We start from the raw sequence: 24,793 nt of genomic DNA, 5'->3' as shown, positions 1-24,793 counted from the left end.
TAGCTGAAGCAACCTCTCTTTGCAGGGAATCCGGATGAACACCGCCTCAACGCCCCTACCCGCCGCCTATCCCCAATTCCGCTACGACGGTTCTGGCGACCTTGCCCGCATCGGGCTGATCTACATCGCCTCCAGTGTCGTGATGGAAGAAGAGATGTGGGCCATGTCCGGGCCAGGGGTTTCCACCCATACCGCACGCATCAAGCTGCCCAAGGTCACCGTGCAGGGCATCGAGGAAATGATGAACGCCCCCGAGCTGGAGCAGGCTGCTCGCCTGGCGGGCGCGGCCCCCATCGACGTGCTGCTGTTCGGTGGGACCAGCGCTTCGTTTCTGCACGGGACCGCCTACGACCAGGCGCTCATCCAGAAGCTGCGGCAATGGGTGCCGGGGCCGAAGATCACCACGGCGTCCACCGCCACGCTCGCGGCGTTGAAGAAGGTGAAGGCCGGCAAGGTTGCGCTGGCCACGCCGTATCTGCCGGAGATCCATGAACGCGCCATCCGCTTCCTACAGGAAAACGGACACGAGGTCGTCAGGAGCGCCTGCCTGGGCATCTCGGATGACCATGCGCTGGCCGAGGTATCTCTCGAAAAAGTCTATGACCACGTGCTTTCGGTCGACCACCCGGACGCAACGGCCATCTTCGTGTCGTGCACCAACTTCCGGACTGTCGGGGCCATCGAGGCGCTGGAACAGAAACTCGGCAAGCCGGTGATCTCGGCCATCCAGGCCTCGTTCTGGCATTGCCTGGATCTCACTGGCGCGGCAGGCGCCAAGCCCGGTTACGGGTCGCTGTTCAACGCCAACCTGAACAAGGCCGACACGATGTAAGCACTTCGCCACGGCGGATAACCAATAAACAAGGGGAAAAGATGCATCTGCACAAAACCATCACGGCGCTGACACTCGCAAGCGCCTCGTTATTCGTCCTGGCGCCGGTCCATGCCGAGAAGCTGGTGCTCGGCAACGAGGGAAGTTATCCCCCGTTCAGCATGGTCGACCCATCCGGTCGCCTGACGGGCTTCGAACCCGACTTGGCGCGCGAGATGTGCAAACGGATGAAGGTCGATTGCGAAATCGTCGTCATGGACTTCAAAGCGCTGATTCCGGCACTGTTGCAGAAAAAACTGGATGCCGTGGTCAGCCAGACCAAGCCGCTGCCAGAACGCAAGGAAAAGGTGTTATTCGGCCGTGCGGTGCTGTTCAATCCGGACTCCTACGTGGTGCCGGAAGCCAAGAGCTACACCTTCACGCCAGAAGGCCTCAAGGGCGTGCGTATCGGCCTGCAACGCGGTTCGGCGCAAGCCAAATACGTGTCCGAGACGTTCGGCAACGCGGTGCAGATCGTGTTCTACGACAACCCCGACCAGATTCGGCTCGACCTCGCCAACGGACGGCTGGACATGAGCCTGGGCCCCAAGATCAGCTGGACCAACGAGTTCCTGTCCAAGCCCCAGGGCAAGGGCTGGAAATTCGCGGGAGGCGACTTGTGGACCGGTGGCGGCGAAGCCGGTTCAAGCTGGATTGCCCGCAAGGACAGCGGCGAACTGCTCAGCCGCATGAACGCCACGCTTGAAACCATCATCAAGGACTGCACCTTCACCAAGCTGCGTAAACGCTACATGGAAGTGGAGCTCCTGCCCGAGGAAGCGGCCTGCCGCTAGCCGGAGTCGCGCCCCCGCCTGAGCCGCCCGGCACGAGGCCGGAGGACCAGGCGGCATGGTTCATGCGCTTGCCAAGGCCTGTGCAAGGCGCCTTTCAATGTGAACAGGCTTTAGGGATACCTCATGCCTTCGATGGGTTTCGTGCAGCAACTCGCGACCGGCGCGATGATGACGATCCAGGTCGCCGTCTGTGCCTATCTGCTGGCGCTCGCGATCGGGACGTTCTTTGCCCTGATCACGCTACGGCCGACGCTGCTGGCCAGAATCATCTGGATCCCGTATGCGTCCATCTTCACGGGCGTGCCCTCGCTGCTGGTGGGCTTCCTGTTCTATTACGGCGGCTCGCAGATCGTCGCCGGTCTGCTCTCGCCGTTCGGCATCGGCCAGCGCATAGAGATCACGCCGTTCATGGCGGCGGTGGCGGCGCTGGGCATGGTGTACGGCGCCTACCTGGCCGACTTGATACGCAGCGCGATCCAGAACGTGCCCCACGGACAGTTCGAAGCCGCGCGCGTGCTGCTGGTGCCGCGCAGCGCCATCTGGCTGAAGGTCATCCTGCCGCAGATGCTGCGCCTGGCCTTGCCCGGCATGACCAATATGTGGATCGTCGTGCTCAAGGACACCGCTCTCATTTCGCTGATCGGCCTGAAGGAAATCATGGCCTACGCCAAGCTCGCCTCCGGCGTGACCAAGGAACCCTTCGTCTACTACCTGCTCGCGGCGTTCTTCTTCCTCGTGATGACCTGGCTGACCTACTACGTGGCCCGCCGCGTTGAAACGTGGGCCTCGCGCGGATTCCATCCCATCGTGACCAAGGGAGCCTCTCATGCACTTTGATTTCCAGGTGGCCTGGGAGAGCCTGCCCAAACTGCTGGCCGGCGCTGGCACGACATTCGCCGTGCTGCTGCCGGTGCTTGTCCTCGGCCTGCTGCTGGCGCTGCCGGTTGCCCTGGCAAGCTTCCGGCCGGGCGCGCGCGGTATCTTCGCCAGCAGCTATATCGGTTTTTTCCGCGGGGTGCCCAGCCTGGTGTTGCTGTATCTGATCTATAGCGGATTGCCGCAGTTCTCTTTCGTGCGCGATACCTTTCTGTGGAACATTTTTTCAAGCGCCTATGTCTGCGCATGGCTGGGCCTGGCGATGACGCACTCAGGCTTCATGGCCGAGATCATCCGCGGCGGGCTGGCGGCGATTCCCCGGGGCACGATCGAAGCCGCGCAGACCCTGGGCCTGAAGCCCGCCCAGATCCTGTTCCGCTTGCGGCTCCCGCTGGTCGCGCGCTATGTGCTGCGCGCCTATCAGAATGAGTTGCTGATCATGGTGAAGAGCACGGCGGCCGTCAGCGCCATCACGCTGGTTGACCTGACCGCGGCCGCCAACACTGTATTCGACTACACCTATGACCCGTTCACGCCCCTGATCACGGCGGCGGCCATCTACTGGTGCATCACCAACTGCATACGTCTTGGATTCTCGATCGCGGATCGCAAGCTGAACCGCTATCTCGTCAGAGTCTGAACCGTCCGGCCGACCGTCCATCAGAGCGCGAACCATCATGACTGCCATCCTGTCCAGCATCACGCCGCCGTTGTCTTCCGTCCGTTCTGACTGCGCGCCCGCGGTAGCCATCTCGGGCTTGAACAAGTTCTACGGGTCGTTCCACGCCTTGCGCGATATCCACCTTGAGGTGGCCAGCGGTGAAATCGTCATCCTGTGCGGCCCTTCAGGGTCCGGGAAGTCATCGCTCATCCGCTGCATCAACCATCTGGAACAGCATGATTCGGGCGATATCCACGTCAATGGCAACGCGCTGACCCGGCGCCCGGAAAGCGTGGAGCAGGTTCGGCGCCAGCTGGGCATGGTGTTCCAGAGCTTCAATCTCTTTCCGCACATGACGGTGCTGGAAAACTGCACCTTCGCGCTGAAGATCGCCTTGAAGACGCCGGCCGGCGAGGCCGAACAGACGGCACGGGAATACCTCGCCAAGGTCAATGTGATCGAACAGGCCGGCAAGTACCCGATCCAGCTTTCCGGCGGACAGCAGCAGCGCGTGGCCATCGCGCGCGCGCTCTGCCTGCGGCCGCGCATCATGCTCTTTGACGAGCCGACATCGGCACTCGATCCGGAATCGGTCGGGTCCGTGCTGCGCATCATGGAAGACCTGGCCCAGACCGGCATCACCATGATCTGCGTCACCCACGAGATCGGCTTCGCCCGCAAGGTGGCCGACCGCTGTGTGTTCATGGAACGGGGCGAGATCATCGAGACCGCGCCCACCGAACAGTTCTTCGCCTCGCCCAGGAACGAGCGCCTGAAGAATTTCCTCCAGCAGGTTTTGTAGCCAACGACATAGACAAGGGGTTGTCATGATCAAGAAACTTATTTGCGCGGGCATGCTTGCCGGCGCGGCCCTCGCCGGCACGGCGCAGGCGCAGGATGCCCTGGTGGTAAGCACCTGGGGCGGCAGCTTCCGGGACCTTATCGATGAGACCATCGGCCGCGAGTTCACGCGGCAGACAGGGGTGCCGGTGAAGTACATCACGGGCGGCACCATCGACCGCCTGAACAAGGCCAAGCTCGCCAACAAGCCGGAAAGCGACATCACGTTCACCACATCGCACATCGGCTGGCTCTACGTCAATGCCGGCCTGTACGAGAAGCTGGACCTGAGCAAGATTCCCAATTACTCGCACCTGGTCGACCGCGCCAAGATCAGCCCGTACCATATCGGCAGCTGGGCATATGTGTACACCATCGGCTATCGCCCCGATCTGGTTCCCGCCGGCATCACCTTCAACAGCTGGAACGACCTCTGGAACCCGGCGCTGAAAGGCAAGCTGTCCGCGCCCGATTTCGACCCGAGCCACATCATCGACATTTCGGCTTTGCTCTCGGGCGGCGACGCGAGCACCTGGGAAAAGGGCCAGGACAAGCTCAAGGCCCTGAAACCCAACTTCAAGGCCTTCTACACCAACGATGCCAACAGCCAGCAACTGATCGCTGCCGGCGAGACGCCCGTGCAGATCGTGCTGTCCATGAACGCCTATTACATGATCGGCCAAGGCGTGCCGATCAAGGTGGCGATGCCCAAGGAAGGCGCGGTGCTGGGGGTGGATACCATGGCCATCATGAAGGGCAGCGCGAAGAGCGACCTGGCGCACAAGTTCATGAACATCGCGCTGTCTCCGGAAGTGCAGGCCAAGATCGTGGCCGCCAAGAAAGCCAGCCCCGTCATCGACGACGCCAAGGTCTCGCCCGAAGACGCCGCGCTGCCGGGCGTCTTCACGACCAAGCAGCAATGGGATACCCAGGCCATCGTCATCGATGACAAGCTGCGCGCCGAGAAGACCGCCGAGTGGCGCAAGTGGTTTACCGAGAACATCATGAACTGATTGCCGATGCCGCGGCCTCGCGGGCCGCGGCGCCGCCACGCTTTCACCGTATACGAAGGATGGGTCCACCATGGATGCGCGTTCCACCCTGAGGGGATGGCTGATATCCCCGGCCAGCTTCATCGCGCTGTGCATCTGCGTCGCCATGGCGGCCGTGCTGCAATACAGCTTGCGCACTTTCATTCCCGGTTCGCTGGATGTCGGCGGCCTGACGCTCGCGAACTTCTCGGGCATGGGCAAGCAGATCTACGTCGATGCCTTTGTCAACACCTTGCGCCTGAGCGTGGAAACCACGGTCTTCTCCTTGCTCGTCGCGTACCCCTTGGCGTATGCCCTGGTCAGGGTGCGAAACCGCTACATCAAGTCCTTCATCCTGATCGTCTCCATCACCCCGCTCTTCCTGGGTGAGATCGTGCGCACCTATTCGTGGATCATCGTGCTGGGCAGCACGGGTTTCATCAATTCGATGCTGCTCAAGCTGGGCCTGATCGATACGCCGCTTTCGCTGATGTTCAGTCATCTCGGCGTACTGGTGGCGCTGGTGCACGTTACCGTTCCTGTGGTCGTGCTGATGCTGGCCACCGCCATTTCACACATCGACCGCGATTATGAGAAAGCCGCCGAAAGCCTGGGCGCCGGGCCAGTCCGCACGTTCCTGACCATCACGCTTCCGCTGTCGATGCCGGGCATCCTGGCCAGCATCACGACCTCATTCGCCTGGACGTTCAGCGCCTTCGCCACGCCGCAAATGATCGGCGGAGGCCGCGTTCCAACGGTTTCCACATTGGTCTACCAGCTGGGATTCTCGTCCATGAACTTTCCCCTGGCGGCCAGCCTGAGCGTCATGGGCCTGGGCCTGACGGCGATCGCGCTGATGCTGCTCGGCCGCGTCACGCACCGTCTCAAGGTCATTGGAGGACATTGACATGGGTCTCCGTAAATCCCTGCCCCTGTGGCTGCGTATCGGCGCTCCCGTGCTGATCACGCTCATCCTGGGCTTCGTGCTGCTGCCCGTCGTGGTGGTGGTGCTGGCTTCCTTCAATGAAAAAGCCTTGCTCACGTTTCCGCCGCAGGCCTGGTCGTTGCGCTGGTTCGAGCGTGTTTTCACCTACTCCGACTTCCGTGACGGCTTTCGCGCCAGCGTCGTAGTCACCTTCTGGTCGTCGTTGCTGGCGCTGATCATCGGCACCGGCCTGGCGATTGCCGTCAAGCGCATGGCGTTTCCTGGCAAGAACATCCTGCAAGCGATTCTGCTCTCGCCGCTGGTGATCCCGCACTTCACGGTGGGGCTGGGCCTGTTGATCCTGGTGGCGCAGCTGAACATCGATCGTGGCTACGGCATCGTGATCCTGTGCCACGTCATTCTCGTCCTGCCTTTCGTGCTGCGCAGCGTCTATGTCTCGATGGAGAATCTGGACGAGCGCCTGGAGCAAAGCGCCGCCAGCCTGGGAGCGTCGCCGGTGCGGGTCCTGTTCACCATCACCGTGCCACTGCTGGCGCCCGGCTTGTTCGGCGGCTGGCTGTTCGCGGCCATCATGTCGTTCAGCGAATTCACCGCGTCGCTATTCGTGACCACGCAGAGCACGCAGACCCTTCCCGTGACGATGTACAACTATGTGCGCGAGTTCGCCGACCCGACCCTGGCCGCGCTGTCGGTGGTGTATATCGTGGTGACGGCCAGCCTGCTGATCTTCGCCAACCGCTTCCTGGGGCTGGGCAGGATTCTCAATATCGAGGACAACCACTAGGGGATTTTTGGGTGGAATGTTGACGTTTGGTTTTGTGACACCTGGTTCGTTCTTGAGCCGCCGGCGTCCGGACTGCGGGATTCCGATGCTCGGCCCGGTGGTCCTGCGCTTCGGATCCCTCCGCCCGGCCCCCGGCTCACGGCATCTGCCCATGGGCGGGTTCAAGACCACCGGCATCTACCTATGAACGGGTTTCAAAATCCTCGCATTGGGCGGCTGTAAGGCGAGGACCCCGGAGCCATCCGAAGCGCAGCCCCAGTGGGGCGAGCATCGGAATGGCGCAGGGCCGCCTCGGCGGGTTCAGAACCCCGACATCCGCAAGCTGGAAACCTAGCCACCAGCGAACAAGGTCCCGAATATCAACGCCCAAGCAGAAAATTCGCCAGAACGACGGCGAGCGGGCCCGCCGAGCGCTTCAATAGCCGCGCGCCGGATCGACCCGGTTGGCGGGCTCCAGGCCCTGGCTGACTCGCAGTACGTTGTCGGCGACCTGTCCGGCGGCCGATGCCGGAATGGCCACCGAAGCCAGGTGCGGTGTAATGAGCACGTTGTCCATCGCCCAGAGCGGGTCGTCAGCGGGCAAGGGCTCGCGCTCGAACACGTCCAGCGTCGCGCCGCCCAGATGGCCGCTGCGTAACAGATCGGTCAGGGCAGCCTGGTCCACCAGCGCGCCCCGGGCCACATTGATCAGGGCCGCGCCGCGCGGCAGGAGCTGCAAACGTTCGCGATCCAGCAGGCCGCGGGTCTGCGGCGTCAGCGGAAGCATCACCACCAAGATGTCGGCGCGTGATAGCACCGTGTCCAGCGACTCCATGCCGCTGTGGCATTCGACCCCCTCGATGCTGCGCGGGCTGCGCGACCAGCCCAGCACCGTCAGCCCCTGGCGGCACAGCTCCTGCGCCGCGCAGGCGCCCAGCTCGCCCAAGCCCAGCACGGCGACACGGACGTCCTGGGGCGAACGCGGATGGCGATAGGCCCACTCGCCGCGCCGCTGCGCCGCTTCAAAATACGGAATATCGCGCGCATAGCGCAGGGTGGCAAACAGCACGTAGCCCGCCATCATGCGCGCCATATTAGGATCGGTGATGCGCGTGATGGGCACGCCGGCGGGCAAATCCTCGCGGCCGACCAGGAAATCCACCCCCGCGCCCAGGTTCACGATAAGGCGCAGGTTCTTCATGCGCTCGAAGAATCCCAGCGGCGCCTTCCAGGCCAAGGCGTAATGGATGCTGGCCGGATCGTGGTCTTCGCTGCCGTGCACCACGCGCAGGTCCGGCAGGCGAGCCTGCATGGCATCGCGCCATGCCGTGTAGTCGTCGAACTCACTGTAGAAGATCATTGCGCCCGACACAGCGGAGCGGGAGGATGCATGCATGGGCGGTCTACCTCAGGTACTGCGGTTGATCAGACGGGACATGGCCTCGATGGCCAGTTCATAGCCATCTCCGCCCAGTCCCGCGATGACGCCATCGGCGGCCTTTGAAATATACGAATGATGGCGGAAGGCTTCACGCCGCCAGATGTTGCTCATGTGGACTTCGATGATTCTGCCAGGAAAGGACAACAGGGCATCGAGGATGGGCACCGACGAATAGGTCAGGCCGGCTGCGTTGATGATGACGCCCTGCGCGGCGCCGCGCGCTTCCTGGATCCAGTCGACCAGCTGGCCTTCATGGTTGGACTGGACGAAGTTCAACTGGATGCCCAGCGAGGCGGCTTTGCTTTCGCAGCGCTGTTGCAACACGGGGAAGCTGTCGGAGCCATAGATCTTGTTGGCGTCCAGTCCGTAGAGATTGGCGTTCGGCCCATTGAGAAACCAGACCGTGCAGGAGGATGGGGTTGCGCTTGGCGTCGTCATGGAGGCAGTCTCAAGCTTCGTGGGGAAGGGTCGCCTGCATGGCAGGCAAGTCGTTGAATACGGAGAACCACGCGGCGGCGCGCGGATGCGCGGTGCGCCAGTCCAATTCGGGAAAACGGAAATCCAGATACCCCAAGGCGCAAGCGATGGTCAGGTCGCCGATGCTCGGATGCGTTCGCGGCAAGTCGCCAGCCTGCGATTCGATTTCCGCCAGGCAGGCCTGCACCTTGACCAGTTGCGCCTCGCGCCATTGCGGCCACTGGATCTCGGCCGGCCGGGCCGTGTGCTCATAGCGCGCCAGCAGCGCGGCGTCCAGCAGGCCGTCGCCCAGGGCCTGGCGCGTCAACGCCACCCAGCGGGCCGAACCGGCCGGAAACAACTGCGTATCGCCGGCGGTCTCGGCCAGGTATTCGCAGATCACGCGACTGTCGTAGAGCGCTCTGCCGTCCGGCAGGATCAGGGTGGGCACCTTGGCCAGCGGGTTGTGGGCGGCGATGCGCGCGTCACGGTTGACAGGGTGCGCGGCGCTGGCCAGCCATTCGATCTGTGCAGTCTGGCCGGTCAAGTGTGCGCACACCATGACCTTGCGCACGAAGGGGGACGTCGGGGCATAGAGGAGTTTCAATCCATTCTCCGTTTGTCAGGGTTTGAGGACCAGCTTGCCGAACACCTTGCCGCTTTCCAGCAACTGATGCGCGCGCACGGCGTCGGCCAGGGGCAGGCTTTGCGCCATCTTGGGTCTGACGCGGCCTGCGGCGACCAACGGCAGCACATGGCGCCTGAGCGCGACTGCCATCCGGGCCTTCTCGGCATCGGTTTGCGGACGCATGGTCGAAGAGTGCAGGCTCAACTGCTTTTGCATCAGGGTCAACAGCTCGATGGTGACGGCCGATCCTTGCAGGAAGGAAAGGCTCACGTGGCGTCCGCCAAAGGCCAGCGCCTGGAGATTGCGCCGCACATAATCGCCGCCGACGATATCCAGCACGACATCCACGCCACGGCCCTGCGTGAACGCCGCGCAGGCCTCCACGAAATCCGTGTCATGAAAGCAGATCACCTCGTCGGCGCCGAGTTCGCGCAGGGCGTCCAAGCGGCCGCGTTCGCCGTCCGTGGCGATGACCCGCGCGCCGGCGGCATGGGCCATCTGGATGGCCAGCGTGCCGATGCCACCGCCGCCGCCATGGATCAGCACGGTCTCGCCCATGCGCAGGCGGCCCAGTTCGAACAGGTTGTGCCAGACGGTGAACAGGCCTTCCGGCAGGGCGCTTGCCTGCGCGTCGTCCAGCTCCTCGGGCACTGCCAGGGAATGGTCCACGCGAGCCACGCACCACGGCGCATAGCCGCCGCCCGCAAGCAGGCTCATGAGACGCTGCCCGCGCAAGGAATCCGGCACGCCGGGTCCGCAAGCCGCGACCTCGCCGCAAGCTTCCAACCCCAGCACGTCGGTCACACCCGGCGCCGGCTTGCTCACGCCCTGGCGCTGCATGATGTCGGGCCGGTTGATGCCGGCCGAATGCACGAGCAGCAACACTTCACCCGGACCCGGCGCCGGAACGGGTCTGCCGGCCAGCGTCAATACCGTGGCATCGCCGGGCTCGCGGGCGATGATGGCTTGCATTTCAGCGGGAATTTGATTCATGGCACTGTGCCTCGCGGACGAATGGAAACTCGGCGGCTGCGCAGGCGCGGCCGCCAGGAAGGGGACATCGCGTAAAGCCGTCTTCAGGACGGCGCGTTGAAGACACTGACCCCGTGGCCGGGCAGGGCAAGTCCTGCCACCGCGCCCACGGGCCATTCATGGAGGCAGTTCAGGTCGAAGGTGCGCACCATGACGTGCTGGCGCCCCTCCACAGGAATGAGCACCTCCAGGTACAGATCCACGTGATCGCCCTGAAACACGTGGTTGACGACCGTGCCGCTCAGGACCGATCCGCTGTGCAGGGCTTCCAGCTTGATATGTTCTGGCCGTACATAAAGATCAAGCCGGTGGCCCTCGTGCGACCCGCCCACCAGGCGCTGGCGGGGAATATGCGTCAGCCCCGCGCCCAGGCGCAACTGGATGGTTTCCGCGCTGGAGCCGTGATAGTGCGCGGGCAGGATGTTGACGTCGCCCAGGAACGCTGCCACGAACGGATCCTGCGGATTGCGGTATAGCTCGTCCGGCGTGGCGACTTGCCGGATCACGCCCTGGTTCATCACGGCGATGCGATCCGACATGCTGAGGGCCTCGCCCTGGTCATGCGTGACGAAGATCGTCGTCACGCCCAACCTGCGCTGGATATCGCGGATTTCCACCTGCATGGCGCCGCGCAGGCTCTTGTCCAGCGCGGAAAATGGCTCGTCGAGCAACAGTACCTTGGGACGGATCACCAGCGCCCGCGCCAGCGCCACGCGCTGCTGCTGGCCCCCGGACAGCTCGCGCGGCTTGCGCTCGCCCAATCCATCCAGCTTTACCAGGGCCATGGCTTCACGCACCCGCCGTTCGATCTCGGCAGCCGGCACGCGCCGCATCCGCAGGCCATACGCGATATTGCGTTCCACCGTCATGTGCGGAAACAGCGCGTAGTTCTGGAACACGATGCCGATCTGGCGCTGATACGGCGGCAGCGCCGTGACGGACGTATCGTCGATGAAGATCTCGCCGTCGTCTGCGTCGGCAAAACCCGCGATCAGGTTCAGCAAGGTGGTCTTGCCGCAGCCCGACGGGCCCAGCAGCGTCAGGAACTCCCCGCGCTCGATCTTCAGGGACACCTGTTGGAGCACCGCGTGATCGCGATATTTCTTGACCACTCCCTCCAGGCTGACCGCGCTGGAGCTATCGGAGGAATAGGGACTATTCGGCATGGCTGCTGCACTCACAGAGTTCACTTTCCCGGCGCGAGGATTCCGGGAAAAAACAGGCGATGGCCGCATGGCACGCAAGGCTGCGGCGCCAGCGTTCTGGTGCAGTCAAGAATACGGTAAAGCCCTATTTCCAGTGCATTGCCGATGCTGATGGGGGCCATCGGAAAAAAAAAATCACGACGGTGCAAGCGCCGCGGCACGTTCCGCCCCGGGCAAACCGGCACCTTTGCTTTTTCCTAAGTCAGCCGTCCGAAAAACGAAGTTATCAACTCGGGGCTTCGGGGTCACACTGCGTGCCAATCGTTCAGCGCGCACCCTGATCGTGCACGCGGTTCGCCGGCCTTCTTTTCCTTGATCGTCGTGTCAGCCTCGAGACGCACCAGGGTCTCGGTATTCCTTAGGATCTTCACATGTCAATTGAAAAAACCAATACGCTGGTGATCGGCGCCGGCCAGGCCGGCATCGCAATGAGCGAGCACCTCGGCGCCATGGGGATTGCGCATATCGTGCTTGAACGCAAGCGGATCGCCGAACGCTGGCGCTCCGAACGCTGGGACTCGCTGGTGGCCAACGGCCCCGCCTGGCACGACCGCTTTCCCGGTTTGAAGTTCGATGACGTCGGGCCCGATGTCTTCCCGCCCAAGGAGCGCATGGCCCAGTACTTTGAAGACTACGCCAGGATGCTCAATGCGCCGGTGCGCACCGGCGTCGACGTCCTGCGCGTCCAGCGCAACGACAAGCGCCCGGGCTTCACCGTCACCACCTCCGCAGGCACCATCGAAGCCCAGCACGTGGTCGCCGCGACCGGCCCCTTCCAGATCCCCACCTATCCGAAAATCGTGCCGGAAAGCGCCGGCATCCAGCAGCTTCACTCCTCGGCCTACAAGAACCCGGGGCAATTGGCCGACGGCGCCGTGCTCGTCGTAGGCGCGGGCGCCTCCGGTTCGCAGATTGCGGAAGAACTCCGCCAGGCCGGCCGCACCGTCTACCTGTCCGTGGGCGAACACTACCGGCCGCCCCGCTCCTACCGTGGACGCGACTACTGCTGGTGGCTGGGCGCGCTGGGCATGTGGGATGAAGTCAAGAAAAAGCCCAAGCGCGAACACGTCGCCTTCGCCGTGAGCGGCTACGAGAACGGCAAGACCGTCGACTTCCGGCGCCTTGCCCGCGACGGCATCCAGTTGGTCGGCATCACGACCTCCTACGAAAACGGGGTGCTGCACTTCGCCGACAACCTCGGCCGCGATGTCGCCCAGGGCGATGCCGACTACTTTGAAGTCCTGCGCGAAGCCGACGCCTACATCGAGCAGAATGGCCTCGACCTTCCGCCCGAGCCCGATGCCTGGAAACTGCTGCCCGACCCGGAGTGCCTCACCTATCCCATCCTCAGCCTGAACCTGGCCGAGGCCGGCATCAAGACCATCCTGTGGGCGACCGGCTTCAAGGTCGACTTCAGCTGGATCGACGTCGACACTTTCGACCAAAACGGCTACCCCATCCACAAGCGCGGCATCTCCGCCGAGAAAGGCATCTACTTCCTCGGCCTGCCCAACCTCACCAACCGCAGTTCCTCATTCATCTGGGGGGTTTGGCACGACGCCCGCTACATCGCCGACCATATCGGGATCCACCTGGACTACCTGGCGTACAGGAAGGAATGACGGAGTCCGTGTCGGGCGTGCTCAGGGCCTTTTTGTGCGGATGCTCCGGCTGACACTGGAACATCGAAATCCTGGCGCCGGCGGCAAAGCCGAACAGCTATGCCGCCGAATCTACGGCTAGGAACCCTCTACATCCATGGCTATTTTTAGATTACGGTTCTTCTCATCCCTCTAAAAACCAGATGGGTTAGCAAAGACCTTAAGCAGCTTGGCTAGCCAACGCGCTAACACTATCCCAACGACGACCGGGCACCGCAGCCAGCAATGCCTGCGTGTACGGATTCGCGGGATTGCCGAACACCTCTGCGCAAACCCCCTCTTCCACGATCTTGCCGTCTTTCATGACGGCCACGTGGTCGCAGACCTGCGCGGCCACGCGCAGATCGTGCGTGATGAATACGATGGACAGCCCCAATTGCTGGCGTAGCCGCGCCAGCAGCGCCAATACCTGCGCTTGCACGGATACGTCCAACGCCGATACGGGTTCGTCGGCGATCAGGACTTGCGGCCGCAGGGCCAACGCACGCGCCAACCCGACCCGCTGGCGCTGCCCGCCGGAAAATTCATGCGGAAAACGCCGGATGGCGTCCGCCGACAATCCGACCAGCTCGAAAAGTTCCTGTGCGAGCGCCTGCGCCTCGCGCCTGGGCATGCCATGGACGATGGGGCCCTGGGCCACGATTTCGCCGACACGTTGACGGGGGTTCAGTGAGCCGTACGGGTCCTGGAAGACCATCTGCACCCGCTTGGCATGTGCCCTGCGCGCAGCGCCGCCCTTGAACGCCAGGGGCTTGCCGGCCAGCGTGATGCTGCCGGCATCGGGGGGCAGCAAGCCCAGCAGCGTGCGGGCCAGCGTGGATTTGCCCGAACCGCTTTCGCCGACGATACCCAGCGTCTGGCCTTCGCGCAGGGTCAGTTCCACACCGTCCACCGCGTGCGTCACGCGGCCGGGGCGCCCGAACCAGCCATGCTTGCGATAGGTCTTCGACAGCCCCTTCGTCGCCAGCATGACGGGCGCATCGGCGTCCAACGTCGAACGGACGGATGCGGGCTCCAACGGCGGCACAGCGGCGATCAAGGCGCGCGTGTATGGGTGCTGGGGGTGTTTCAGCACCTGGTCAACGGTGCCGCTTTCCACCAGGACACCGCGTTGCATCACTGCGACGCGATCGGCAATCTCGGCGACCACGCCGAAGTCATGAGTGATGAACAGCACCGCCGTGCCCTTGCGCCGCTGCAGATCGTGTATCAAATGCAGGATCTGCGCCTGCGTCGTGACGTCCAGCGCCGTGGTGGGTTCGTCGGCGAGAAGCAATGCCGGTTCCAAGGCCAACGCCATGGCGATCATCGCGCGCTGGCGCTGTCCGCCGGACAGCTCATGCGGGTAGGCGTTGACCGCCTGCGCGGGATCGGGCAAGCGCACGGAATCCAATAGCTCCAACGTGCGCCGGCCGATTTCTGCGCGTCCCAGGCGGGTGTGGGTGCGAAAGACCTCGCCAATCTGATCACCGATGGTGCGCAGCGGGTTCAGCGCAGTCATGGGTTCCTGGAAGATCATGCCAATGCGCCGGCCGCGCAGGCCGCGCAGGGCATCGGGCGCCAGTTGCAGCAGGTCCTGCCCTTCCCAATGGATCTGCCCCGCGCTGGCGTGCACGCCTTGCGGCAACAGCCCCAGGATGGCGCCCGCGGTCAGGGACTTGCCCGACCCGCTTTCACCGACCACACACACGATTTCGCCCGCGTTGACGCTTAAGGAAAGGTCCTTCAGCGCGTGGGGCCGGTCGGCCCCGGCCGGAAGGTCCACGGTAAGGTTCTGGATGCGCAGCAATTCGGTCATGAGCGTTTCAGCCTGGGATTGAGAGCGTCGTTGATTCCCTGCCCCACCAGCGAAATCGCCAATACGGTCAGCAGGATGGCGACGCCGGGAATAGCGGATACGTACCATTGCACCCGGAGGACTCCCCGGCCGCCGCCGATGAGATTGCCCCAGGAAGGCACGTTGGGGTCGGACAGGTTCAGGAAGGCCAGCGCGCTTTCCAGCAGGATGGCGGTGGCCATGATGACGCTGGCGTACACAATGACGGGCGGCAAGGCATTGGGCAGGATTTCGCGGAAGATCAGGCGCAGGTCGCCCATGCCCAGCGCCCGGCCGGCCTGGACGAATTCGCGAGCCTTGAGCGTCAGGAACTCCGACCGCGTCAGGCGCGCTACCGGTGGCCATGACACCAGGCCAATCGCCAGCACGACGGTGTGCAGGTCGGACCCGAACACCGCCACCAGCACCAGCAGCAGCAGGAAGTTGGGCAGGATCTGGAAGGCTTCCGTCACGCGCATCAGCAAGTCGTCGATGGCCCCGCCGTAATAGCCGGCCAGCGCGCCCAGCGTCACCCCGATCAGCACGGACAACAGCGTCGCCACCAGCCCGATCGCCAGCGTGACGCGCGCGCCGTGCAGGATCTGTGCGGCGATGTCGCGCCCGACCTGGTCGGTGCCCAGCACAAAGCGCGCATTTTCGCCAGGCCATTGCAGCGGCCTGCCTGCCAGGCTGAGCGGGTTCTTCGGGTACCACAGGCCAGCGCCTAGCGCGCCGGCACAAACCAGCGCCAGCAGCACCAGTCCGAGCACGGCGATGGGGCTATGGAAGTATCGGCGTATCGTTTCCATGGTTCAGCTCCGTGCAATGCGAGGGTCAAGCCGCGCATACAGCAGATCGACCACGAAGTTGATCGTGATCACCAGCAGCGCCGACACGAACACGATGCCCAGCAAGGTGTTCAGGTCGCGCTGCACCACCGATTCGTAGGCCAGCCGGCCCAGGCCGGGCAAGGCGAAGACACTTTCCACTACGACCGAACCGCCCAGCATGGTGCCGGCCTGCAAGCCCAGCAGCGTGATCATGGGCAGCAGCGCGTTGCGCAGGATGTGCCGCGCGACGACGGCCGTCTCGCGCAGGCCTTTGGCTCGCGCCGTGCGCACGAAGTCGTGCGTGGACACTTCCAGCATCGACGCGCGCATGATGCGCAAATAGGTAGCCAGGAAGATCAACGCAAGCGTGGCGGTCGGCAGCACAAGGTGCCAGGCGATGTCCAGGATGCGCGCCCAGCCCGAGTAGCCGGAGGCGATCGTCTCGAAGCCGCCCGCGGGCACCCAGTCCAGCCACACGGCAAAGACGAAAATCCCCATCAACCCGAACCAGAACGACGGCGTGGCGCAGAACACCAGGCCCAGCGTGGAGATCAGCGCGTCCGCCCAGCCATTGACGCGGCGCGCCGCGATGACGCCCAGCGCCATGCCGCCGGTGAAAGCGAAGGCCAGCGCCGACCCCATCAACAGCAGCGTGGCGGGCAGGCGTTCGGCGATTACCGTCGAAACCGGCTTGCCGTAGATGGCGGAGTAGCCCAGATCCAGGTGTACGAGCCGCCACAGGTAGCTGCCCAGGCGCGACGTCGTGGATTGGTCCAGTTCATAGTGGGTGCGCATGGCGGCGATGGTGGCGGCATCGGCCCCGCCGATCTGCGCCACCAGCGCATCCACCGTGTCGCCCGGCGCCAATTGCAAGAGCAGGAACAAGCCCGCCAGGATAATCAGCAGCGCTGGCGCGGCGGCCGCCAGCCTGCGGGCGGCCAAAGTCAGGAAACCCATGCCCGCGTCCTAGGCCGAGAGCCAGGCGTCATGCCAGTCGCTGGACGGCCAGCGCGCATTGTTGTGGCCGTTTTGCAGCTTGCGGCTAGCGACCGAATAGAACTGCCGTTCCGTCGCCATCCAGATGGGAAGCTCGTCATTGACGGCCGCGACCCACTCCGCGTAAAGCGCCTTGCGGCGGGCCGGGTCGATCTCGGACGCGGCATCGTCGATCAGCTTGTCCACCTTGTCCGATTGCCAGCCGTACTGGTTGGTCCACGGCGCGCCCGCAGGGCTGCCCGAGCGATACCAGACGGTGGTGGAGACGGCGGGATCGCCGCGATACTGGTGCCAGCCCGTGGCGATATCGAATGTATGGTTCTTGTAGACGGACGCCAGCGCGCCAGCGATGTCGTATTGGACGATCTCCACCTTGATGCCGACGGCTTCCAGCGACTGCTGGATGAAGGTGGCCAGCAACGGCACGTCTTCGCCGTTCTGGATGGGCACCAGTTTCAGCGTGAAGCGCGTGCCACCGGCGCCGCGCTTGTAGCCGGCCTCGTCCAGCAGGGCCTCGGAACGCTTGACGTCGAACGGATACGGCGGCTTGCTTGCGGTCGGAAAGAACGTCTCGGACGTGGACGGGATCGGACCGGTCGCGGGCTTGCCCAGCCCGTAAAGGAAGTTCTCGATGAAGAAATCGATGTCTATCGCGTGCACGATGGCGCGGCGGACGCGCACGTCGGCCAGCTCCTTGCGCCGGAAGTTGAATTCCAGCGTGTTGTTGAACACGTTGGCCTCCAGCCCCTTGCTGCGGACTTCAAAGCGCGGGTTTTGCTTGAGCCGGTCCAGGTCCGCCAGGGTCAGCTGCGAGTACGCGCTGAGCTGGATCTGGTCCGTTTCAAGGGCTGCGGTGGCCGCGGACTTATCCGTGATGATGCGCCATACGATGCGGTCCAGATAGGGCTGGTCGCGGCGCCAGTAGTTCGGGTTGCGTTCGGCGATGATGAACTGCCCCCGCTGGTACTGCGCGAACTTGAAGGGTCCCGTGCCCACGGGCGCGGTGTTGGCCGGGTTCTCCAGCACGTCGGTTCCCTCGTACAGATGGCGGGGCACCACGTATCCCAGGTCCGCCAATGCACGCAACAGCAGATCCAGCGGCATGGGCCGGCTATAGCGGAACACGGCCGTATGCGGGTCGGGCGTATCAACGGCATCCAGGTAAAGCTGAAGGGCCGTACCGAAGTTCAGGTGCTTCTTCCAGAGTTCCAGCGCGTTGTATTGCACGTCGGCCGACGTGAAGGGTTTGCCGTCATGCCAGGTCACGCCTTCGCGCAATTTGAAGGTGATGGTCTTGCCGTCGGGTTCGGTCGTCCATGACGTCGCCAGTTGCGCTACCGGCTTGCCGGCGGCGTCCAGGTCCACCAGCGATTCGATGATCTTGCTGGTCACGATGTACACCCCCGTCGAGGCGCGCAACGCAGGGTTGAGGATGCGTTGTTCAGAACCTAGATGGACGTTCAGCACGCCGCCATGACGAGGGGCCGTGGTCTGAGCCAGCAACGATGTGGGGAAAGCCATCGAAGCGGCCAGCGCTCCGGAGGACAGGAGGAATTCACGGCGGGTAGTGCGCATCGGAAGGGACTCTATGGTTCTGCCAGGAAGAAGCTGCGGATCATAGGCCTGCGTTATGAGCCAGGAGAAATGCCGATTTCTCATTTGCTCATGCGTCCGTCCGGCCCCCTATGGCCGATGCTGCGCGCAGGCAGGCTCATGAAGCGCGTTTGACGGCCCGTCGATTGAAAATCAAATATCCACATGCGAATTCAATCGTTCTAGCCAGCCGATGCCTGCGCCAGACTGCCAGTCTTTCCAACGCGCATTCAGGAGCTTTGATGTCTCTCCCGTCAGTCACCGGCCTAGATCACTACATCATCCGCGTCAACGATCTGCAGGCGGCGACCGACCGCTATGTGAAGCTGGGATTCAGCCTTGCGCCGCAAGGCAGGCACCATCGCGGCACCCGCAACCAGACCATCATTCTTGATGCCAACTACCTGGAACTGCTCTATTTCCCCGAGGAATTGAAAGCGGAGTCGCGCTTTAGCGGCTATGACGACGCCTATGAAGGCCCTGTCGCCACCGCCTTGCAGACCACTGACAGCACGGCCGTGCACGCGGAACTGGCGCGGCTGGGCATCACCGCGGAACCGCCGCAAAGCGGCGGCCGCCCGGTGCATCTGCCCGAAGGCAGCGAAGACGCCGCCTGGAACAACACCAATTTTCCGGCCGGCCTGTTGGGCGTGCCCGACTTCTTCACGTGCGGCCACCTGACACGCCACCTGGTATTCCGGCCGGAATGGCAGGAACACGCCAACGGCGCGCGGCGCATCGAATCGCTCATCGCCGTCCATCCCGATCCCGACTCGCTGCGCGCTGGCTATGAACGCGTGTTCGGGCCGATCGCCATCAGCGGACTGCCCGACGGCGGCCTGCAAGTGCGCCGCGGCAGCCTGCGCATCGACTTCCTGAGTCCTGCCGCCTTCGAACAACGCTACCCGCGCGTCCGCGTGCCTGCCGGCTTGCCGGCATCGGCGCACGGCGGCTGGTTCGCCGGATCGGTGATCGGCGTGCGCGATCTGGCGAAGACGCGCGCCCTGTTCGAGGCCAACCAGGTGAATTACCGCGCCAATGCGCAAGGCGAACTGGTGGTGGTGCTCGAAGACGGGGCGGGCGCGTTGCAGGTCTTCGTGCAAGAGGCGGCCTGACATGAGCGGCACCTTGCCCGATTACTGGGATTGCTTTTCCGCCGATTACGCGGCGGCGCGCCGGACGTTCATTGCCGTTGCGACAGAACGCGGCGCGGCGCTGTCCCGCCATGAGCATCCCTCGCTGAAAGATCCGCATGGCCAGCCGCTAAGCGTGGATGTCGCCGTGCTGGGCCGTGCCGATGCGCCGCGCACGCATCTGGCCATCAGCGGCACGCACGGCCTGGAAGGCGCGGCGGGTTCCGCCGTTCAGATCGGCTGGCTGCGCGCCGATGGCGGCAAGCCCTTGCCGGACGACGTGAACGTCGTGCTGGTGCATGCGCTGAATCCTTACGGCTATGCGTACGACACCCGCACGACCGAAAACAACGTCGACCTGAACCGCAACTTCATCGACCACACGCGCCCGACGCCGGTCAACCCGCATTACGCCACGCTGCATCCGCACCTGATTCCAGACGCCTGGACCGAAGCCAGCCTGGAAGCCGGCGCGCGCATGGTGGAAGCGTTCCGCGAAACGCACGGCGCCGACGCGCTGTTCAACACCACCGCCAGCGGCCAATACACGCATCCGGATGGCCTGGTCTACGGCGGCAGCGGCCCCGAGTGGTCCAACCGCACCCTGCGCCGCATCATCGACGAACATCTGGCCGCCAGCGAACGTGTGGCCTTCATCGACTGGCACACCGGCATCGGCGAATACGGCGAACCCTTTTTCCTGTGCTTCAACGAGGAAGGCAGCGCCGAACAGGCGCAGGCCGCCCATTGGTGGGGCGTCGAGCGCGTCCGCGACCAGCGTCCGCATGGCCTGGCGCGCCCTGACTACCAGGGCCTGGTCTTCCGTGGCGTGCAACAGGCGCTGGGCGCGCGCGCACTGGCCGGCGCCGTCGTCGAATTCGGCACACGCGGCCTGCAAATGCGGCCCGCGCTGAGGCTGGACCAGTGGCTGCGTTTCAAGGCGCCGCACGCACCCGACGCCGCACGCGACGCCCAGTTGCGCGCCGACCTGGTCGACGCCTTCGTGCCCATCTCCAGCGTATGGCGGCGCAGCGCCCTCGCCCATGGCCTGGCCATCACCCGCCAGGCGGTCGCCGGCGTGGCGGCCTGGTGAGTTTTCTTCCTATTTCTTCTTCCTACTACTGGCAGTCATGAAAGCAATCGTTTTGCGTGAACACGGCGGCACCGACAAGCTCCGCCTGGAAACCGAATTTCCGGATCCCATCGCCGGGCCGGACGACGTCGTCATTCGCGTGCGCGCGTCCTCCTTGAACTACCACGACGTGTTCACGCGCCGCGGCATGCCCGGCATCAAACTGCCCTTCCCCGTGATCATCGGCCTGGACGTGGCCGGCGAAATCGTGCAGACCGGCGCAAACGTGCAGGACTGGAAGGCTGGCGACCGCGTGCTGGTGGATCCGATCGACCGCGTCGACGGCGGCCTGGTGGGCGAAACCATCCATGGCGGTCTGGCCGAGCTGTGCCGCGTTCCGGCGCACCAGTTGCTGCGCCTGCCCGACGAGGTGAGCTTTGAGCAGGCCGCGGCGCTGCCCGTGGCCTACGGCACCGCGCTGCGCATGATGAACCGCATTGGTCAGATCCAGGCCGGGGAAAAGGTGCTGATCCTGGGCGCCAGCGGCGGCGTGGGCGTGTGCGCGGTGCAACTGGCCAAGCTGGCCGGCGCCGAAGTCATCGCCTGCGCGGGCACGCCCGAGAAAGGCGAAGCGCTGCGCGCCCTGGGTGCCGACCACATCATCCTCTACACCGAGGAAGACTTCCTCAAGGCGGTACAGGAGCGCTTTGGCCGCCCTGCCCGCCGCCGTGGCGCCAAGTCGGGCGGCGTCGATGTGGTGGTGAACTTCACAGGCGGCGACACCTGGGTGAAATCGCTGCGCTGCCTGCGCCTGGGCGGACGGCTCTTGACCTGCGGCGCCACCGCGGGCTTCGACCCCAAGGAAGACCTGCGCTACATCTGGACGTTCGAGTTGCAGATCCGCGGGTCCAACGGCTGGGACCGCGAAGACCTGCATGAACTGCTGGAACTGGTGCGCAGCGGCCGCCTGCACGTGGAGGTGGACCGCAGCTGGCCGCTTGAGCAAGGCGCCGAGGCGTTGGCATCGCTGGAAGATCGCAAGATCGTCGGCAAAGTGTTGGTGACGTCATGAGCGACGTGCTGAATGCCGCCCAGATCCAGGCCAAGTTCGACGATTCGTCCTTCATCGCCTGGCTGGGCCTGTCTGTCAGCGCCGTGGACCACGAGCGCGGCGAACTGACCGTGCTGGCCCCGATGCGGGCCGAATTCGAACGCGGCGCCGCCAGCGGCCAATGGCATGGCGGCCCGTTGGCCGCCGTGATCGACACCGTGGGCGACTTCGCCGTCGGCATGCTGCTGGGCCGCGGCCTGCCCACCATCAACTTCCGCGTCGACTACCTGCGGCCCGCCGTCAACACCGGCCTGACCGCGGTGGCGCGCGTGCGCCGCAATGGGCGCAGCGTCGGCGTGGCCGACGTCGACCTCTACAACGACCAGGGCGCGCTGGTCGCCATCGGTCGCGCCACCTACGCCACGCTCAGCCAAGGCTGAGGCGCATTACCCAACAAGGATGCCATCATGACCCAAGCCCCACGCCTCGGACGGCGCGCCTTCCTGACCCGCACCGCCGCCGGAGGCCTGGCCGCCACCGGCCTGGGCGCACTGCCGCAGGCGCTGTACGCCGCCACCGCCCAACCTGGCTCGGACACTGGCCCCGCCCGCAAGGGCGGCACGCTCGTCGCCACCTGGGGCGGCCTGGAGCCGCAAGCGCTGTTCGTGCCCGGCGGCGGCGGATCCAGCCCGTTCCAGACATCCACCAAGATCCTGGAACGGCTGCTCAAGCTGGATGCCGACCTGAAGTTCCAACCGGCGTTGGCGCTTAGCGTCACCCCGGCGGCGGACTTCCGCAGCTACACCATCAAACTGCGCGAAGGCGTCACTTGGCACGACGGCACGCCGTTCACGTCGGCCGATGTCGTCTACAACGTGTTGCAGCACTGGAAGCCGATCTCGGCGGGCATCGCGCTGAAGTCATTGACGGACGCCACCGCGCCGGACGCGCAGACGGTGATCCTGGCTTTCAACGCGCCGGTGCCGGAATTCTTCCTGAAATCCACGCTGTCCGGCCAGTATCAGCTGTTGGTGCCCAAGCACCTGTACGACGGCAAGGACCTGATCACCAATCCGCTGAACAACACGCCGGTGGGCACGGGTCCCTGGAAATACGGCAAGTGGGTGCGCGGCAGCCACGTCGAATACCAACGCAACGACAAGTACTGGAACCCGGGCGAACCCAACCTGGACAAGCTGGTCATCCGCTGGTGGTCCGACCCTGCCTCGCGCGGCGCCGCGCTGGAAACGGGCGAGTTGGGCCTGGCCTATTCCAATCCGGTTCCCGCCCGCGACATCGACCGCCTGGTCAAGACGGGCAAGGTCGTCGTGGACACGCGCGGCTACCAGAACACGGCCTGGACGGTGACGGCGGAATTCAATCAACGCCGCGACATCGTCAACCGCCGCGAGGTGCGCCAGGCCATCCTGCACGCCATCGACCGCCAGTTCATCGTCAACACCATCTATTACGGCCGCGGCAAACCTGCCATTGCCCCGATCTTCAGCAGCAACCCGCTGTTCTTCACCGAAGACGTGCCGCGCTATCCCTTCGACCCGAAGAAAGCCGCCGCGCTGCTGGACGCCGCCGGCCTGCCCGTCAAGGACGGCAAACGCTTCACCGTCAACCTGGTGGCCGCCGCGTGGTTCGAAGAGAACGCCAAGCTGGGCCAGTACCTGAAGCAGGCGCTGGAAGACGTCGGCATCGCCGTCAAGCTGGATTCGGTGGACCGTGCGACCGCGCTCAAGCGCATCTATGGCGACTACGACTACGACATCGCAGTGTCCAATTTCACCTCGCCGCTGGAACTGGTGCCCACCGTGACCCAGTTCTTCACCACCGACGGCATCGTGAAAGGGGCCGCCTTCCGCAACGCCACCGGCTACTCGAATCCCGAGATGGACGCCCTGGTCGGCAAGCTGGCGGTCGAGACCGCGCCTGAAGCCCGCAAGGCTCTGGCCGCGCAGTTCGCACGCCTGGCCTCGACCGACGTGCCGATCGTGCCGCTGGTGGAAATCCAGTCTTTCACGCTGGCCGGCAAGAACGTGCGCAACTTCACGACCGGTGCGAACGTCCAGGGCGAAACCCTGGCCGACGTCTGGCTGCAAGCGTAAGAGCGCCGCCATGCCATTGCGTTTGATCTTGCGCCGCCTGCTCCAGGCCGTTCCACTGTTGCTGGGCGTGGTGGTGCTTAACTTCGTCCTGATCCAGTCCGTGCCCGGCACGTTCCTGGACGTCATGACGGCCGAGCAGCAGGTCACCGACCCGGCGCTGATCGAACGGCTGCGCGTGACATACGGACTGGACCAGCCGCCGGCCGTCCAATTGCTGAAGTACATCGGCTCGGTCGCCAGGCTGGATTTCGGTTATTCCTACCGGCACAACCTGCCGGTGCTGGACGTGATCCTGGCCCATCTGCCGGCCACGCTGGTGCTGATGCTGGCCAGCATCGCCATCGCCGTGCTGGTCGGCATGGGAGCGGGCATCGTGTCCGCCATCAAGGTCAACACTTGGTGGGACAGCGCGGTCTCGGCCTTTGCCGTGCTGTGCTTTGCCGCGCCCAGTTTCTGGCTGGGCATCATGCTGATCATCCTGTTTTCAGTGAAGCTGGGCTGGTTTCCCGTCGGCGGCATGGTCACCATCGGCCTGGACGGCGGCTTGTGGCGGCAAGCGCTGGACGTGCTGCATCACCTGGTGCTGCCCGCCGTTGCCCTGGGCCTGTTCTATTCCGCGACCTATGCCCGCGTCATGCGGGCGTCGATGCTGGAAGTCAGCCGCATGGACTACGTGCGCACCGCCTACGCCAAGGGCCTGACGCGAACCGCCGTGGTGCTCCGGCACATCCTGCGCAACGCGGTGCTGCCCATCGTGACCTTGCTGGGCCTGCAATTGGGTTCGGTGCTGGGGGGCAGCATCGTGGTCGAAGCCGTGTTCAGTTGGCCCGGCATCGGCGGCGTGCTGTTCGACAGCGTCATGAGCCGCAACTACCCCGTGGTGCTGGGCATCCTGGTGCTGAGCTCCTTCGTGGTGGTCCTGGCCAACATCGCCGTCGATCTTCTCTACACGCGGATGGACCCGCGCATCAAGGCTGTTTGAT

Annotated in this window: 24 protein-coding genes; 15 read left to right on the top strand and 9 right to left on the bottom strand. The window is 64.4% G+C overall.

Going from position 1 to position 24,793, the window contains the following annotated elements; all coding sequences use genetic code 11:
- Positions 1–34 precede the first annotated feature (34 nt).
- The 8 genes from HV753_RS14815 to HV753_RS14780 all read left to right on the top strand — a co-directional run bounded on the left by HV753_RS14815 (position 35) and on the right by HV753_RS14780 (position 6,803).
- Positions 35–832 carry a maleate cis-trans isomerase family protein gene (locus HV753_RS14815; protein WP_175175233.1) on the top strand — a complete coding sequence of 266 codons (798 nt, stop codon included), beginning with the start codon at positions 35–37 and terminating at the stop codon, positions 830–832.
- Between the two features lie 41 nt (positions 833–873).
- On the top strand, positions 874–1,665 hold the full coding sequence (locus HV753_RS14810; RefSeq protein WP_175175232.1) for a transporter substrate-binding domain-containing protein: 792 nt from the start codon (positions 874–876) through the stop codon (positions 1,663–1,665).
- Positions 1,666–1,788: 123 nt separating this feature from the next.
- On the top strand, positions 1,789–2,502 hold the full coding sequence (locus HV753_RS14805; protein WP_175175231.1) for an ABC transporter permease: 714 nt from the start codon (positions 1,789–1,791) through the stop codon (positions 2,500–2,502).
- A complete protein-coding gene (locus HV753_RS14800) occupies positions 2,492–3,181 on the top strand; it encodes an ABC transporter permease subunit (protein WP_175175230.1) in 690 nt (229 codons plus the stop codon). The genes HV753_RS14805 and HV753_RS14800 overlap by 11 nt, the downstream gene beginning before the upstream one ends.
- 37 nt (positions 3,182–3,218) lie before the next feature.
- Positions 3,219–4,004 carry an amino acid ABC transporter ATP-binding protein gene (locus HV753_RS14795; protein WP_175175229.1) on the top strand — a complete coding sequence of 262 codons (786 nt, stop codon included), beginning with the start codon at positions 3,219–3,221 and terminating at the stop codon, positions 4,002–4,004.
- Positions 4,005–4,029: 25 nt separating this feature from the next.
- Entirely contained in the window at positions 4,030–5,055 is a 1,026-nt protein-coding gene (locus HV753_RS14790; RefSeq protein ID WP_175175228.1) for an ABC transporter substrate-binding protein, read from the top strand.
- A gap of 70 nt (positions 5,056–5,125) precedes the next feature.
- On the top strand, positions 5,126–5,980 hold the full coding sequence (locus tag HV753_RS14785; protein WP_175175227.1) for an ABC transporter permease: 855 nt from the start codon (positions 5,126–5,128) through the stop codon (positions 5,978–5,980).
- Position 5,981: 1 nt separating this feature from the next.
- Complete coding sequence (locus HV753_RS14780; RefSeq protein ID WP_175175226.1) at positions 5,982–6,803, top strand: ABC transporter permease; 822 nt, start codon at positions 5,982–5,984, stop codon at positions 6,801–6,803.
- Positions 6,804–7,218: 415 nt separating this feature from the next.
- Here the strand turns inward: HV753_RS14780 and HV753_RS14775 are convergent, their stop codons facing one another.
- From HV753_RS14775 to HV753_RS14755, 5 genes are all read right to left on the bottom strand, one after another.
- Entirely contained in the window at positions 7,219–8,178 is a 960-nt protein-coding gene (locus HV753_RS14775) for a 2-hydroxyacid dehydrogenase (protein WP_175175225.1), read from the bottom strand.
- A gap of 12 nt (positions 8,179–8,190) precedes the next feature.
- Positions 8,191–8,661 (bottom strand): type II 3-dehydroquinate dehydratase, encoded by a 471-nt coding sequence (locus HV753_RS14770; RefSeq protein ID WP_175175224.1) that lies wholly within the window; start codon positions 8,659–8,661, stop codon positions 8,191–8,193.
- Positions 8,662–8,671: 10 nt separating this feature from the next.
- The gene (locus HV753_RS14765) at positions 8,672–9,286 is read right to left on the bottom strand and encodes a glutathione S-transferase (protein ID WP_175175223.1); all 615 of its coding nucleotides are present in this window, start codon (positions 9,284–9,286) and stop codon (positions 8,672–8,674) included.
- 15 nt (positions 9,287–9,301) lie between these two features.
- Positions 9,302–10,300 (bottom strand): NAD(P)H-quinone oxidoreductase, encoded by a 999-nt coding sequence (locus tag HV753_RS14760; protein ID WP_175175222.1) that lies wholly within the window; start codon positions 10,298–10,300, stop codon positions 9,302–9,304.
- Positions 10,301–10,383: 83 nt separating this feature from the next.
- A complete protein-coding gene (locus tag HV753_RS14755; RefSeq protein ID WP_175175221.1) occupies positions 10,384–11,505 on the bottom strand; it encodes an ABC transporter ATP-binding protein in 1,122 nt (373 codons plus the stop codon).
- A 410-nt stretch (positions 11,506–11,915) separates the two neighbouring features.
- Between HV753_RS14755 and HV753_RS14750 the strand changes: the two genes are divergently transcribed.
- Entirely contained in the window at positions 11,916–13,166 is a 1,251-nt protein-coding gene (locus HV753_RS14750; RefSeq protein ID WP_175175220.1) for a flavin-containing monooxygenase, read from the top strand.
- Between the two features lie 199 nt (positions 13,167–13,365).
- Here the strand turns inward: HV753_RS14750 and HV753_RS14745 are convergent, their stop codons facing one another.
- Genes HV753_RS14745 through HV753_RS14730 form a run of 4 tightly spaced genes read right to left on the bottom strand, consistent with a single transcriptional unit; the run spans position 13,366 to position 18,422 of the window.
- The gene (locus HV753_RS14745; RefSeq protein WP_175175219.1) at positions 13,366–15,003 is read right to left on the bottom strand and encodes an ABC transporter ATP-binding protein; all 1,638 of its coding nucleotides are present in this window, start codon (positions 15,001–15,003) and stop codon (positions 13,366–13,368) included.
- Positions 15,000–15,830 (bottom strand): ABC transporter permease, encoded by an 831-nt coding sequence (locus tag HV753_RS14740; RefSeq protein ID WP_175175218.1) that lies wholly within the window; start codon positions 15,828–15,830, stop codon positions 15,000–15,002. Before HV753_RS14740 ends, HV753_RS14745 begins: the two co-directional genes overlap by 4 nt.
- 3 nt (positions 15,831–15,833) lie before the next feature.
- A complete protein-coding gene (locus HV753_RS14735; protein WP_175175217.1) occupies positions 15,834–16,808 on the bottom strand; it encodes an ABC transporter permease in 975 nt (324 codons plus the stop codon).
- A 9-nt stretch (positions 16,809–16,817) separates the two neighbouring features.
- Positions 16,818–18,422, bottom strand: coding sequence for an ABC transporter substrate-binding protein (locus HV753_RS14730; RefSeq protein ID WP_175175216.1), 1,605 nt, complete (start codon positions 18,420–18,422; stop codon positions 16,818–16,820).
- 260 nt (positions 18,423–18,682) lie between these two features.
- Between HV753_RS14730 and HV753_RS14725 the strand changes: the two genes are divergently transcribed.
- From HV753_RS14725 to HV753_RS14700, 6 genes are read left to right on the top strand one after another with little or no spacing between them, the layout of a single operon-like run.
- Positions 18,683–19,555 carry a VOC family protein gene (locus tag HV753_RS14725; protein WP_175175215.1) on the top strand — a complete coding sequence of 291 codons (873 nt, stop codon included), beginning with the start codon at positions 18,683–18,685 and terminating at the stop codon, positions 19,553–19,555.
- A 1-nt stretch (position 19,556) separates the two neighbouring features.
- A complete protein-coding gene (locus HV753_RS14720) occupies positions 19,557–20,666 on the top strand; it encodes a M14 family metallopeptidase (RefSeq protein ID WP_175175214.1) in 1,110 nt (369 codons plus the stop codon).
- 37 nt (positions 20,667–20,703) lie between these two features.
- Positions 20,704–21,717: a quinone oxidoreductase family protein gene (locus HV753_RS14715; RefSeq protein ID WP_175175213.1), complete on the top strand. Its 1,014-nt coding sequence runs from the start codon at positions 20,704–20,706 to the stop codon at positions 21,715–21,717.
- Positions 21,714–22,136, top strand: coding sequence for a PaaI family thioesterase (locus HV753_RS14710; RefSeq protein ID WP_175175212.1), 423 nt, complete (start codon positions 21,714–21,716; stop codon positions 22,134–22,136). The genes HV753_RS14715 and HV753_RS14710 overlap by 4 nt, the downstream gene beginning before the upstream one ends.
- A gap of 27 nt (positions 22,137–22,163) precedes the next feature.
- On the top strand, positions 22,164–23,810 hold the full coding sequence (locus HV753_RS14705) for an ABC transporter substrate-binding protein (RefSeq protein WP_175175211.1): 1,647 nt from the start codon (positions 22,164–22,166) through the stop codon (positions 23,808–23,810).
- A gap of 10 nt (positions 23,811–23,820) precedes the next feature.
- Positions 23,821–24,792: an ABC transporter permease gene (locus HV753_RS14700; protein ID WP_175175210.1), complete on the top strand. Its 972-nt coding sequence runs from the start codon at positions 23,821–23,823 to the stop codon at positions 24,790–24,792.
- The last annotated feature ends 1 nt before the right edge of the window (position 24,793 follow it).

It is taken from the genome of Achromobacter pestifer (genome assembly GCF_902859625.1).
Taxonomy (GTDB): domain Bacteria; phylum Pseudomonadota; class Gammaproteobacteria; order Burkholderiales; family Burkholderiaceae_B; genus Achromobacter; species Achromobacter pestifer.
This window is presented reverse-complemented; position numbering and strand designations above follow the sequence as displayed.